Genomic DNA, 13,485 nt, shown 5'->3' on the forward strand with positions numbered 1-13,485 from the left:
TCTCTTATTTTTGTGATGTCATAAAACACTCTGCCATTGGGTGAGTTGGCTATATTGATGATTCCCTCGAAGGTTTTGCCCCCCAATTGAAACCGGGTGGTATAGTAATCCCAGCCCAAGCTCCCTTCTTTGTGGGGATGTGCTTTTACATCTAACATAGCAAGGGAAAGCCCCCAGTCAGGTAACAGAGCCTGACAGGGGGCCTTCTCTTCTTCATTCAGCAACAGGTTATCTATGGGATTCCCGTCCCGCAGCATCCTTACTCTCTACAAACCTAGTAGCCTTCTTTTTAGAGAGAACATCTCGGGCTCTTTGACATAGCCTTCTGTTCTTCTTACAGTACCAATTCACAGCACTGGAAATCCGAATCGATGTTGTGGGCGATAAAACGCACTTTTAAATTGCGGGGATTGCACATCGCCAGGGGAGTGCCTCCAGAGACATCCAAATCCTCAGGCAAAACAAATTTGATGCAGCGCACCAAAACATCGCGGCAAGTGGGCGCTGTGTGTGCAGGAATGGTGAAGGTTTTCATGCCCCGGGAGTGTTCATCGCCGTTGGCATCCACTTCGGTGAGCAGTACTGCCAACGCCACCCTCTTGTTGGGGCAAACATTCTTTAAATTGACATCCAGCTGTAAGATCCTACCTTGGGATTCCAAATAAGAATCCCCTGCATCAATGACAACGGAATCTTCACAGCCCCCGATGGTGACGTCCACTGGGATCGGGCATGCCTCCGGGATGACCACCCTCCCACACTCCACTTCAATTGTGGGGGAAGGGAAGGTTACAACATTGCCCTCCGTATCTGTATACTCAATAGAGGCGTTGACGGTCTTAATTCCGGAATCCTGGCCAACATGCTGTACCGTGAACTCCAAAGTCGCACCTTCGCTGGCGGATACCCCCAGTTCGTCGATTGTCCAACGGATGGTGGTAGGCCCTGTCAAATTAGCAGAGCCTTTTGTTGGGGCCATAAGGCTGAGAATGCGGAAATCGGAGGACACCGTTTCATTGATAACAATGTTGGTGGCACCGGGTTTGGTGATATTGGCCGCAAGATCTTCAAACAGGTCTTCCAGCTCTGCATCGTCGGGGGTCACCGCCACATGGGAGGCGTCTGGATCGGTCGCCCAATCGTTTAAGACTGAGACGTCAATCCCATCGGACCCGATCAAACCGATGCAGTAAATGATTATGCCTTGTGCCCGGGCAGCAGCCGCTACGGGGCTGGGGTCACCGCCGGTCGTGGTTTGGCCGTCGGTGAACATCACCATGACCTTGGCATTGCCCGATGCAGGGTCGAACATCTCCGTAGCCTTGGTAAATGCATCTGCATGGTTGGTGTTCCCGCCGGCGGACAAACTGTCTATCGCATTTTTCAAATCCGCTACCGAGGTGATAAGCTGGGTGTTCTGAGTTGCCGTAGAGGCAAAACTGACTATACCAATTCGGCTGCCAGAACCAATCATGCCGTCTGGGGTGCCGTCCGTAGCTTCTTCGATGATGTCAATAAACTTTTTCGCCCCACTTTTTAAGTTGGCCAAAGGGCTTCCCGCCATGCTGCCGGAGCGGTCGAGGATCAGCACAATATCTGTTGGATGAGATACAATATCGGGTGCTGCTGTCAAAGCAAGAAGGACTTCAAAAGTGCCGTCGCACTCAATATATTGGGTGCTAATCTGCTTATTGGAATTTGTAACGCCCATGATTCATGGACTCCTTTCCGAACCGGATTCGGTTCACTGTATACTATGCTATTGGGGAAATTTGGCGAAAAATTGAGGATTGTCTCCCACCAGTTTATTGGTAGGGTTATTTCAATCTCCATGACTTTTGCACCTCAATGGCATCTTTTTCTATCGCTCATCCACAAAACGATAGAAAGAAAAAATTGCAAAATCCCCCATCTCGCCCAAGTCCGGTTTCACCCTTGGGGGCCTTTGGCTCACGGCGTCTACGGTTGGCCCCTTCCTCCGCGGCAAACCAACTGGAGAAGTTTAGAAACCGTCTTGTATTTTTGCTGTTGTGCGCCACACCCATTTTGACGGTGAAAAGGCCCGTCTAGGTGATATCGCCTAGACGGGCCTTTCTTTTCTATCATTCCCTCTCCGGGGCATCCTTCCCCTCTACAAACCAGCGGCCCTCCTCTTCAAAGAGGACAGTCTCATGGCGGCCGATCCGCACCAAATACCGGATTCCCGCCCCGCCCACTTTTCGGCTGGCAGCTGGACGGATATCCAGCACCCGGTCGATCTCAAATTTCCGGCCATCTTCCCACACCACCAGCAAGGGAGTTGTCTGCCCCTGGGCATCGTGGCGGGCTAACACATCCACAAACACTTTTCGCATTAAAAGCCACCTCCCACCTTACCCCCCGCCGGGATAAATCCCACCGGGTGGATAACGTGCTCCCTTTTGGGGTCCATCCCGGCAAACTGAGCGTCGGATAGGGTCACGCCCCGCCGGACACATTGGTTCCCATATCGCCGACGCAGGTGATCCATGGCATCCTCCAAGGCTTCCCGCTCCTCCCGGCGGAGTTGTTTCCCCAACAAATCCAGCTGGAGGGGCTCACTGCGGCTGCTCAGATCCGACACGGATACCCCAATAGAACGGATTCCCCGCTCCCACCGGTAGTTCTTCTGAAAGAGGGCAAAAGCTTCCCCGGCAATTTCCTCCGTGAGGCAGGTGGGATCTGGCAACTTTTTTTGCCGGGTGAAGGAGGCCAGCATGTTGTCCCGAATGGACAGGCTGACTGTCCGGCCCCGCAGCCCCTGTTCCCGCAGCCTGGCGGCCACGCTGTCCGAGAGGATGTACAAGGTCATCCGCACATCCTCGTCGCTCTCCAAATCCCGGGGCGTGGTGCAGGAGTTTCCCACCGACTGGATGGCCGCTTCCTCCCCCATCCGGGTTACCGGGGAATGATCTAACCCACCCGCAAACACCCACAGCATCCGGCCCCATTTGCCCAGCCAGCTGCTCAACCGCTCCGGCGGGGTCTGAGCCAACGCCCCGATGGTGTAAATCCCCTTGCCCTCCAATTTGGCCCGGGTGGCCGGCCCCACATACAAGAGGTCCCCCACTGGCAGGGGCCAGACGATCTCCCGGTAATTCTCCCGGGTGATGAGGGTGGTGGCATCCGGCTTTTTGTAATCGCTGCCAATCTTGGCAAACACCTTGTTGAAGGACACCCCAATGCTTGCGGTGATCCCCAATTCCCGCCAAATCCTCCCCCGGATTTCATCCGCAAGAGCTTTCCCGTCCCCCACCCCAGGAGTGGCGGTGACGTCCAGCCAAGCTTCATCGATGCCAAAGGGTTCGATCTGGTCGGTATAATCCCCATAGATTTTCCGGGCCATCTGGGAAAACCGCAGGTACCGGCTGTAATCCGGCGGCACCGTCACCAGGCTTGGGCATTTCTGCCGGGCCTGCCAGATGGCCTCCCCGGTGCGTACCCCTCGGGCCTTGGCCAGGTAATTGGCGGTCAGGATGATGCCATGGCGCTGATCCGGGTCCCCCGACACCGCCATGGGTTTATCCCGGTACTCTGGATGGTATAACATCTCCACCGATGCGTAAAAACAATTGAGGTCGCTGTGCAAAATGATCCGTTCCAAACCTCTCACCTCAAACAAATGTTTTCTACTCCTATTATACGAACATTTGATCGAGATAGCAATGGAAAGTTTTGTCGGTTTTCCTCGATTTTTTCGGATTCCCTGCCGGGGCACCGGAACCTTTTCCGGCTATAACACGCTAAATTTTAAAAGATGTATTTCAGCCCCCATTTGGCGATGGCGTAAAAGATGGGGAGCAGATCCCTGCCCTTTTCCGTCAGGGAGTATTCCACATGGGGCGGAATTTCATTGAACTGTTCCCGATGGACTAACCCGTCCTCTTCCAGCTCCCGCAGCGCATTGGAAAGGGTCGTGTTTGTGATTCCATCCAACCTTTTCTTCAGCTCGCCGAACCGCAGGGGCTCTTTGATACAAAGGTCATAGATAATCTGTAGCTTCCACTTTCCTTGCAGCATCTGCACCACCGGGGTTACCGGGCAGTTCCCGCCGGGAGTGAGAATGATACTGCTCACCTTTTCCCGGAACTCGTCGTATGTCAAAGTTTCGTCCATGGTTCCATCCCTCCCAAAACTGCTGGTATAGAAAAAGATACTAGGTATTAAATATTTGCGTACTTGATTCCTTATACAGATCAAGTATAATAAAGATACTATAAGAAATCAACCCGAACCAAAGATGGAAAGGAATGACAACGATGAGCAGAGAGACTGTCAACTATGTTGTAGAAAAAACCCGTGAACTGATGGCCGCGCCCACTTGCAGCGCTGAGACCAAAGCGTCGGCCCAAGCTTGGCTGGATTCCATCGGAACTGACCGGGAGGCTGCCCAAACCCAAAAATACATCGCTGAATTGGAAGCGGATATCATGCCCATTGACAACCTGATCGGCTTTGCAGAATCGGAAGCCGGCGCCAAGGTATTCGGGGGAGCGGAAGCTGCCGGCCAGGTGGCGGCTCACGCCAAGGAGATCAAAGCCGCAGGGGCGAAGTACTGCGACTGCCCGGCCTGTGTGGCAGTGGCAGAAATCCTGGAAAAGAAAGGCGACCTGCTCCAGTAAAACAATCTGTGCCTGAAGACACCGGGGCATCCATCCAATGGGATGGATGCCCTTTTTTGTCCCCTTTTTAGAATCCTGGGCAGCTGGCCACCAAACTGTGCTGCCACTCCACCAGATGGAATAACCGAGGGAATGCGTTCTTTTCCTTCCGTTTACAATGCCGCCTTTCCAGGGACGGCCAAATCTGTTTTTCTCCAACCGTTATTTAATCTAAAACATTTCTAATTATGTTGAAAATATTTGTTGTTTTTTCGAGAAATCCCCGATATAATAGAATTATGGCAACGAAATGATCCCACACAGCTGTGGGCAGACATAGAACATCACAAATCAGGGAGGAAAACAACATGCTTGGTCAAACTGCATACAAAGCCATTGATGACAACCGCGCCCTCATCAAAAAAGTCGCCCTGGATATCTGGGCAAACCCGGAGGGCCCATACCGCGAATTCAAGGCCTGCGAGTGGATGGCCGACGCGCTGACAAACGCCGGCTTTTCCGTTGAAGTCGGCACCGCTGGCGTCCCCACTGCTATCAAAGCCACCTATGGTTCCGGCCACCCCACCATCGGCTTTCTGGCGGAATACGACGCGCTGCCCGGCTTGAGCCAGGAACTGGCAGCAGAGAAAAAGCCCATTGAAGGGCAACCCTATGGCCACGGTTGCGGCCATAACCTGCTGGGCGCTGCCACATTGGGCGGCGTCCTCGGCCTGAAAGCGGAGATGGAGGAGAAAAAGCTGCCCGGCACGATCATCTATTTTGGCTGTCCTGCGGAAGAGGTCCTCACCGGCAAATGCTTCATGGCCCGGGGCGGTGCTTTTGACGACTTGGATATCGCCATCGGCTTCCATCCTGGAAAGACAAATGTGGCACCTATGAATGGCGGCGTCTCCAATGCCTTGGACTCTGTCAAGTTCCACTTCAAAGGCAGGACTGCCCACGCCGGCGGCGACCCCCACAACGGCCGCTCCGCCTTGGATGCGGTTGAACTGATGAACGTGGGCACCCAGTATCTGCGGGAACATGTGACCAGCGATGTGCGCATCCACTATATCATCACCGAAGGGGGAACTGCACCCAATATCGTCCCCGACAGAGCTTCCTCCTACTACTTTATCCGCGCCCTCTCCCGCGAGGCGGTGGAAGATACTTATGAGCGCCTTTGCAAGATCGCCAAAGGCGCGGCCATGATGACTGAAACTGAGGTAGAAATCGAATACCTGGGCGGTTGTTATAACTTTTTGAACAACTCCACTTTGGCCAAATTAGCTCTGGACTGCCTGCGGGAAGCTCCTCGGGAGCCTTGGAGTGAAGAAGATCTTAAATTCGGCGATGCCATCAATCGCGCGATGCCTGCAACGTATGAAAAAGCTTTGACAAGTTTCGGTTTGCCGGATGGAACCGTCTTTTTAGACGAAGTCCAGGAGCCTAAACCCACATCTGGTGGTGGCGGTTCCAGCGATGTGGGCGACGTCCAACATATCTGTCCTTGTACAACCTTTACCACCACTTGTATGGCCATTGGCTGCACAGGTCACAGTTGGCAGACCGCCGCCTGCGCCGGCGCAGAGATCGGTGTGAAGGGCACCATTTACGCTGCCAAGACCATGGCTCTCATCGGCCTGAAAGTCTTGACAGACCCCAAAATCCGGGAAGATGCCAAAGCGGAGTTTGACAAGGCGATGGCGGGCAAAAAATATAAATGCCCCATCACCTCCGACATGTTGGTCCCGTAAACTGCATACATACCATCCAAAAGGGGCCGGGTATTCCGGCCCCTTTTCCTCCGCCCCAAAGCTTTATATCAGCCTGTGGAGGCAGGCATGCCACAAGCCTGGTATCTCGCCTAAGTTTTAGATCCTGTTGGGAAGCATTCTTGGCGTCACTCCTGTGTTTCTCCCCCTTTTTTTGGGCAGACTACTGGGGAGGTGATGCGGAATTAGCAAGCATATAGTAAAACATATCGGGATCATACCCGACGGGAACCGCCGTTGGGCTGCCGCCCATGGGATGAACAAAAAAGATGGATACGAATATGGCCTGGGCCCTGGGAAGCGCCTATTGCAACTGGCCAAGGAGAACGGCATCCAGGAGATTACCTATTACGGGTTCACCAAAGACAACTGCCAACGCCCACCGGAACAGTTCCAAGCGTTTCAGCGGGCCTGTGTGGAAGCGGTGGACCTTTTGTCCCAGGAGGGAGCTGACCTCTTGGTTATGGGGGACAGCCGTTCCCGGTTTTTCCCCCAGGAGCTTCTCCCTTACACCAGGCGCACCCCGATCCACGGCGGCGGCATCCGGGTGAACTTTTTGGTCAACTACGGTTGGCAGTGGGATTTATCCCACATCCAACAGGACGGATATCCCTATTCCCGGGATATCTCCCGGATCGACCTGATCATCCGGTGGGGCGGCATGCGGCGGCTCTCCGGGTTTCTGCCAATCCAGTCAGTCTATGCAGATTTCTATGTGGAAGACCACCTGTGGCCTGAGTACACCGACAGCGATTTTCTAAACGCTTTGGAGTGGTATGCCCATCAGGACGTCACCCGCGGAGGATGATATCTTCCCCAATGCCCTAGCAGGAGATAAAGCCTGCTGGGGCAATTTTTTTCTTTCGGCTCTATTTTATCGTTCGCTGGACTCGTTTCGATGGGTGGGATATTGTTTCTTTCCCTAACCACCTCAATCTAATGTGGACTGGTTTTGACCATATCCCCCCAAGTTCCCCGGCCATAAGGTATTCTGAAACTACTACAATAAGCAAGGAGAGGAATCCTCATGACCCAATCGGAACGACTGCTGCACCGCATTGCAGGCCATATTACCAACAGCGGCTACCGGTATCTGGCCCATGCTGTAGACCTGGCAAGGGAACTGTCCCCCTACCCCTTCCGCCGGCTTACCACCACCTTATACCCCCTGGTGGCAGACCGATTTGCCGTCAGCCACGAAACGGTGACCCGATCCATCGCCCGGGCGGTGCAGGATATTTGGCTCAACGGCGACCGTGATGTGCTGGAAGAAATCGCCGGGCGGCAGTTGGCCGGCAAACCCTCTCCCGGGGAGGTCATTTACTTTTTGGCCACTTATCTGAACGATAGGAATGGAATCACCTCCTGACGAGGGACGCCCAGGTTAGCCCCCAACCATCGGGGGCTGGCTGCACCATGGGGAATCCCGCTTTACAATCCCCCTAAGATATACTATGATGGGAGTATCTTCCCTCTTTTCCGAGGGGAAAACCGGATCCCAGCGACAAAAAGGAGGATTTTTTCCATGTTGTTTCGCCCTACCCAGCAAGAGGATATCCCAGCGGTGATGGGGATTGTCCGCCAAGCCCAGGCCTATTTAAAATCCCAGGGGATTGACCAGTGGCAGAACGGCTATCCCAACGGAGAGGTCATAGCACAGGACATTGCCGCAGGGGAGAGCTATGTGCTGCTGAAGGATGGACAGGTGGTGGGCACCACTGTAATCTCCTTCCGCCCGGAGAAGAACTATGAGGTCATCTATGAGGGGAACTGGCTCAGCGACGCCCCCTGCGCCGTCATCCACCGCATCTGCGTAGACGATGCCCTGAAGGGCCAGGGCCTCTCCGGCCGGATGATTGCCGAAGCAGAAGCCCAGTGCCAGCAGCGAGGGGTAACCTCCATCAAGGTGGACACCCACCGCAAAAACCTCTCCATGCAGCGTCTGCTGGAAAAACACGGCTTTGCCCGCTGCGGCATCATCTACAGCGATGATGGAGAGCGCATCGCCTTTGAAAAAATTCTGTGATCCCCCCTTCCGCAAAAAGGGCATCCGGGCCGCTTTGCCCGGATGCCCTTTTATTTACTGCAAGAATGATCTTGACAGTCCCGTTTCCCGGTTTTTTCTCTCTGGCTATTTATCACGGCGGATTCTCCTCAATTAGGGAAAGCGGGAAATCCCAAGCCCACTTCCCCTGCACTGCGGGATCCATCCTTTTTAGAGACCCGCTACGCCTCATTTAAAGAGGATACAAACTGGTCCACCTTCTGTTTGAGGCCGTCATATTCCGCCTCAACTTCCTTCAGTTTCTGCTGAGACTCCAGATACAGCGCTTTGTAATCCACGTTTTCCTCCTCTAGGTGATTGAGCCCCGCAGATTTGAGGATGGCTGGGTAATCCTTATACGCCCGATCCAGGTCGCAGGGCCCCTGGACACCGGGGCACTGGCCGCCGCCCTTATATTGCAGCATCCCGTGAGGGGTATTCCACGGGGTGGCACGGTAATCCGCCAGCCACAGGTCGTAGGGGCGCAGGCGGTCCCGCTCCAAGTGCTGTTGGATAAACGCCGTATAGCTGTACCACATGGCATAATATTTCGCCCGCTGGAGCTCGTCACAGAAGGCGATAACGCCATTGGTCAAGCCAGTTTTTCCCTGATCGGTCAGCACCGGGAGAGAAGTCTCCTCCACATCCAGGGCCAGGGGCATGGTCAATTTGCCCTGGAACCGCCCGGCGATCTCCACCAGATTTTTGGCGGCGGTGCGGTGGGCTGCATCATCTGCGCAGTAATCATAGAGGTAGAGGCCCACCTGCAGCCCCGCTTGGGACGCGCCCTCCACCGATTCCTGCAAGGTGGAATCCTCATAAATCTGGCCGGCGTAGTTGGCCCACCCAGCCCGGATCATCACAAATTCTTTTCCCGCTTGGCGCACCTCCTGCCAGTCGATGGCCCCTTGGCGGGCATTGTAAATGGAAATGTCAATTCCTTCGGTCATAGTCGTTTGCTCCTTGTAAATTTTTTACAGGGAAAGATGGTCCATTTTAGTCAACACTATTTTTGAGGTGATCAAAAATGATGGATGAACTCCCATTGGGCTTCGCCATGGCGCTGGCCCAGCACCCCAAGGCAATGGAGGCTTTTTCCAACCTGCCCCAAGGGGAGCAGCAGCAACTCCTCCGAGAGGCCCACCAGGTTCAATCCCGCCAGGAGATGCGTTCCCTGGTCAAGCGCTTGGAGCCCGGGTGCTGAATCTGCCCCTTGGTGCACCATCCCCCGAGGCAGTTTATGTCAAGTCCAGGGAAAAGGTTCCTTCTCCCTGGCAAGCCGCCAAGCCGTCCCAACGGGGCGGCTTTTTTCATGGATTTTGAAGATATGTGATCTCCTGGTCTTGGGTTTCAAAAGATTCAGCGGGTTTCCCCTGCCCGGCCAAAACCGGGGAAGCCCTTGTCCCCCTGGGGGACTTCCCTCTTCTGGAGGTTTTTCCGCCAGTGTTCGAGGGCTTTCGGGATGGAATTTGACTGTAATATCAGAGTTCGGAGGGTAAAATCGACACCATTTGCCCGTTTTTCAATCCACCAGATTCACTCTTTCCCCCTCCACACAATATACTGGCAGTGACGTTACTTAAGAAAGGAACATCCTGCTTATGAACAATGAAAACATTCAGCAGACCAACAGCTCCATGTCCAACGGGATGAGCGGCCGCACCGGCACCCCAGTAGTCCCCCTGCCGGACTTTCAGGAAGGCGGCCCTGTCGCCTCTGAAAATGGGAACAACGATGGTTCCGCCGGTATCCCGGTGATCCCCCTGCCCGACTTTGAAGAGGGGGGCCCGGTTTTCCCCGGCAATGAGGATGGCTCCGCTGGTATCCCAGTGATCCCTCTTCCCGACCCCGGCGAAGGCGGTCCGGTGTACCCCGGCCCCAGCCAGCCCAGCCGCCCTAACCGGCCCAACCGGCCCAACTGGCCCATCTTCCCGGTGTACCCACTGCCCAATGTGCCCTGCTTCTTCTGCCAAGAGGGCAACACCAACGGGTACAGCAAAGTCCGGTTCCTCAACGCAGTCAATAGTTATCGTTCCCTGGTGGTCATCGTCAGCGGCCTGCAGGTGGCTTCCGGCCTCTCCTTTGGCTCTCTGACCAATTATGGCAATGTGTCCGACGGCTTCCGAACTGTGACCATCGCCCAACCCAACGGCTATGTCCTGTTACGCAAAACCGTTCCGTTCCACGCGGGTGACACCATCACCATGGCCATCATCCCCTCCGCAGGCGGCATTGATTTGATGCAGATCAGCGATACCCCCTGCAACAACCGGCCCTATGGTTACTCCTGCTTCCGGGTTGCCAACCTGGCGTATTACAGCAACCCGTTGGATGTCATCCTCTACGACGGCCGGGTAGTCTACAGTGACGTGCGGTTCAAAGAGGTCACCTCCTTCAAGCGCATCCGCCCTGGCGAGTATGACTTCTATCTGGCCGAGACCAGCCTGCGCCCCACCCCCCGCATGGAGGACATCGAGACCTTGAACACCGACACCAGCTCAGTAATGATGCGGGCCGAGCCGCTTCTCTCTTTCTACGTCAATGTCCGAGCCAACGCCATGTATACCGTATACATTCTGGGGTATGGCACCTCTCCCAACGAACTACAGACCATCATCGTGGAGGACCGGCAGTAACCCTTTCCCCAACCGAGGGCCCAGCACATGCTGGGTCCTCTTTTTTGTCAAAATACCGGGATTTCCCCTATTGACTTTTTCAAAACTAGTAATATTTTATATGTTCTTCGGAAATTTCCACGCAAAAGCCCCTTGGATGCTAAAGTTTTCGAGCAATTTTTATTTAAAATATCGCTATTTATTTTTGGCCAAAAAAGATATACTGAAACCATCCAAGAACCGTGCAATCAACCAAACCAAGGAGGGGATCCACATGGAAATGAACAAAAATATCGAAAAATGGTATGAGCTCCACACCGATGAAGTCAACGCTTTATCCGACGATATCTGGGCTCATCCCGAAGTGGGTATGCAGGAGCATTACGCCGCCAAAGCCACCGCTGCGTTTATGCGCAAATACGGGTTTGAGGTCCAGGAGCTGGATGCCGCAATGAAGGGTGATGAACCCAACTGTGTCATCGCCAAATGGGGAAGTGGCAAACCGGTCATCGGCATCATCGGTGAATTGGACGCCCTGCCCGGCCTGGGGCAGGAAGCTGTTCCCTATCCTTCCCCCAAGCCTGGCCCCGGCCATGGCTGCGGCCACAACCTGATGGCTGCCGGCTGCGGAGCCGCCGCTTGCGCTCTGAAGGAAACTATGGAGGCAGAGGGCCTCAAAGGCACCATTGTTTACCTGGGTTGCCCTGCTGAGGAGACCTTTGAAGGCAAGGTCCACATGATTCACAACCATCTGTTCGACGGCATTGACGTCTGCCTGGCCTGGCACCCCATGGGCGGCGCTCCCAAAGCCGTTGAAATCCGCATGAACGCCTGCACCAATATGATCATCAGCTTTAAGGGCCGCACTGCCCATGCCGGCGGCGATCCCCACAACGGCCGCTCTGCCCTGGACGCTGCCGAATTGATGAATGTGGGTGTACAGTACCTGCGGGAGCATGTGACCAGCGACGTCCGGATGCACTACATCTACCTGGCCTCCGGCACCGCTCCCAATATTGTTCCGGATTTTGCTTCTCTGAACTACTTTGTCCGCGCCCAGTCCGCTGAGACCTGCCGCGACGTGGTAGCACGGGTGCGCAAGATCGCCGAAGGCGCCGCTATGATGACCGAAACCGAGGTCATTTTTGAGCAGAAAGCCGCAGCTTATGACACTATGCCCAACTTCACCCTCAACCAGGCTATGTACGACTCCGCGATCAAGATTCCGGAAATCACCTACACCGAAGATGAGATAAACTTCGCCAAAGAGGTCTACCGCAATGCCACCGGCAAGGAGGCCGATCACGACCTGCTTCCCACCACCATTGCTCCTCCCACCGGAACCATCACCAGCGGCGGCGGTTCCACCGACGTGGGGGATGTCAGCTACATCATCCCCACCGTCCAGTTTTTTGGCCATTGCCGCTTGACCGGCTGCCCCTCTCACCACTGGAGCACAACCGCCTGCACCGGCATGTCCATCGGCCACAAAGCACAAATTTACAGCGGCAAAGTCCTGGCTCAGAACGCCTACGACCTGTTGCACCACCCCGAAATCATCGAAAAAGCTTGGGAAGAGCACCGCAAGAACCTGGAAGGCAGAGCTCCCTACCACTGCTGGCTGGATGACATCGATTAACTTTGTCTCTCTTTCATTTGTCTTTCTTTAAAAATGAGCTGCGCCTTTGGTAGCTACTCATAAAACAGTATCAACCAATAAATTGAAATAGGGTAGCTGCCATACAGGGTGCAGAAAAGAGCGAGTAAGAAATGAAGTGTTTCTTGCCCGCTTTTTTCATGCTCCTTGTTACGCAATAGGGGTTGAAAAACCCTTGATATAAGCGGCTTTGCGGGTGCTTTTTCCGCGTGGCAAGGGTTTTATACCTTTTTTCTCAAAAACGCCTTTCTACTGCGTAACAAATCTGTGGTAATTATCCGAGGGAGCATAGACCGCCTATCTTGGATTTTCCTATGTTGGAAAAGCCTACATTGGATTATCCAACATTGGAAAAACCTACGTTGGAAAATCCAACGCAATTAAATAAAGATATAAATAACTAAAGAAATACCAAATACGGATTTAATTAAATATCCATTCCCTTCCTATCCTTTCCCTAATCCCTCTCCTTTGGGGCAAGGCAAAGCGGCAGAGCCGCCGGAATGGAAAGGAATGGAACAGAAACGGCAATATAAAAATATCGTTTGTTATGTTACGCAGTAGAACCTTATTTTTAAGGGTGGGAATATAAAACCCTTACTCCTGCCCTTATCTCCGCTGTAATGCCGTTTAAATCAAGCGAGAAGCACTCTTTATCGCATAACATTCCATACTGGATAGAGAGCGTAAGCGGTTTATCCGATTGCGCTCTCTTGGCTGCCCGACAGCAAAGACAGGGAAAGCCGTCAAGGACGCGCAAGCGTGCAATTTATCC

13 protein-coding genes are annotated in these 13,485 nt (G+C 53.9%); 8 read left to right on the forward strand and 5 right to left on the reverse strand.

Annotation, left to right across the window (positions count from 1 at the left end; translation table 11 throughout):
- Positions 1–334: 334 nt before the first annotated feature.
- From RDQ42_RS08980 to RDQ42_RS08995, 4 genes are all read right to left on the reverse strand, one after another.
- Complete coding sequence (locus tag RDQ42_RS08980) at positions 335–1,711, reverse strand: VWA domain-containing protein (RefSeq protein ID WP_054332362.1); 1,377 nt, start codon at positions 1,709–1,711, stop codon at positions 335–337.
- Positions 1,712–2,102: 391 nt separating this feature from the next.
- Positions 2,103–2,354: a hypothetical protein gene (locus RDQ42_RS08985; RefSeq protein ID WP_054332361.1), complete on the reverse strand. Its 252-nt coding sequence runs from the start codon at positions 2,352–2,354 to the stop codon at positions 2,103–2,105.
- Positions 2,354–3,631: a DNA polymerase IV gene (dinB, locus tag RDQ42_RS08990; protein WP_341484280.1), complete on the reverse strand. Its 1,278-nt coding sequence runs from the start codon at positions 3,629–3,631 to the stop codon at positions 2,354–2,356. The genes RDQ42_RS08985 and dinB overlap by 1 nt, the downstream gene beginning before the upstream one ends.
- 137 nt (positions 3,632–3,768) lie before the next feature.
- A complete protein-coding gene (locus RDQ42_RS08995; RefSeq protein ID WP_054332360.1) occupies positions 3,769–4,134 on the reverse strand; it encodes a helix-turn-helix domain-containing protein in 366 nt (121 codons plus the stop codon).
- A 143-nt stretch (positions 4,135–4,277) separates the two neighbouring features.
- Between RDQ42_RS08995 and RDQ42_RS09000 the strand changes: the two genes are divergently transcribed.
- The 5 genes from RDQ42_RS09000 to RDQ42_RS09020 all read left to right on the forward strand — a co-directional run bounded on the left by RDQ42_RS09000 (position 4,278) and on the right by RDQ42_RS09020 (position 8,420).
- Positions 4,278–4,640, forward strand: coding sequence for a hypothetical protein (locus tag RDQ42_RS09000; RefSeq protein WP_054332359.1), 363 nt, complete (start codon positions 4,278–4,280; stop codon positions 4,638–4,640).
- Between the two features lie 347 nt (positions 4,641–4,987).
- Positions 4,988–6,376 (forward strand): amidohydrolase, encoded by a 1,389-nt coding sequence (locus RDQ42_RS09005; protein ID WP_071428238.1) that lies wholly within the window; start codon positions 4,988–4,990, stop codon positions 6,374–6,376.
- Between the two features lie 202 nt (positions 6,377–6,578).
- A complete protein-coding gene (locus RDQ42_RS09010) occupies positions 6,579–7,202 on the forward strand; it encodes an undecaprenyl diphosphate synthase family protein (protein ID WP_083386481.1) in 624 nt (207 codons plus the stop codon).
- A gap of 219 nt (positions 7,203–7,421) precedes the next feature.
- Positions 7,422–7,763 carry a sporulation initiation factor Spo0A C-terminal domain-containing protein gene (locus RDQ42_RS09015; protein WP_054332351.1) on the forward strand — a complete coding sequence of 114 codons (342 nt, stop codon included), beginning with the start codon at positions 7,422–7,424 and terminating at the stop codon, positions 7,761–7,763.
- 156 nt (positions 7,764–7,919) lie between these two features.
- Positions 7,920–8,420 (forward strand): GNAT family N-acetyltransferase, encoded by a 501-nt coding sequence (locus RDQ42_RS09020; RefSeq protein ID WP_308588571.1) that lies wholly within the window; start codon positions 7,920–7,922, stop codon positions 8,418–8,420.
- Positions 8,421–8,620: 200 nt separating this feature from the next.
- Here the strand turns inward: RDQ42_RS09020 and RDQ42_RS09025 are convergent, their stop codons facing one another.
- Complete coding sequence (locus tag RDQ42_RS09025) at positions 8,621–9,388, reverse strand: GH25 family lysozyme (RefSeq protein ID WP_054332349.1); 768 nt, start codon at positions 9,386–9,388, stop codon at positions 8,621–8,623.
- Positions 9,389–9,465: 77 nt separating this feature from the next.
- Here RDQ42_RS09025 and RDQ42_RS09030 point away from each other — a divergent pair, with 77 nt between their 5' ends.
- The 3 genes from RDQ42_RS09030 (at position 9,466) to RDQ42_RS09040 (ending at position 12,692) form a co-directional block, all read left to right on the forward strand.
- A complete protein-coding gene (locus RDQ42_RS09030; protein WP_143117225.1) occupies positions 9,466–9,642 on the forward strand; it encodes a YdeI/OmpD-associated family protein in 177 nt (58 codons plus the stop codon).
- 397 nt (positions 9,643–10,039) lie between these two features.
- Positions 10,040–11,074, forward strand: coding sequence for a DUF4397 domain-containing protein (locus tag RDQ42_RS09035; protein ID WP_054332348.1), 1,035 nt, complete (start codon positions 10,040–10,042; stop codon positions 11,072–11,074).
- 253 nt (positions 11,075–11,327) lie between these two features.
- Positions 11,328–12,692, forward strand: a complete 1,365-nt coding sequence (locus RDQ42_RS09040) for an amidohydrolase (protein ID WP_204211311.1) — start codon at positions 11,328–11,330, stop codon at positions 12,690–12,692.
- The last annotated feature ends 793 nt before the right edge of the window (positions 12,693–13,485 follow it).

The organism is uncultured Merdimmobilis sp., from assembly GCF_902471145.1.
Classification (GTDB): Bacteria; Bacillota; Clostridia; order Oscillospirales; family Ruminococcaceae; genus Merdimmobilis; species Merdimmobilis hominis.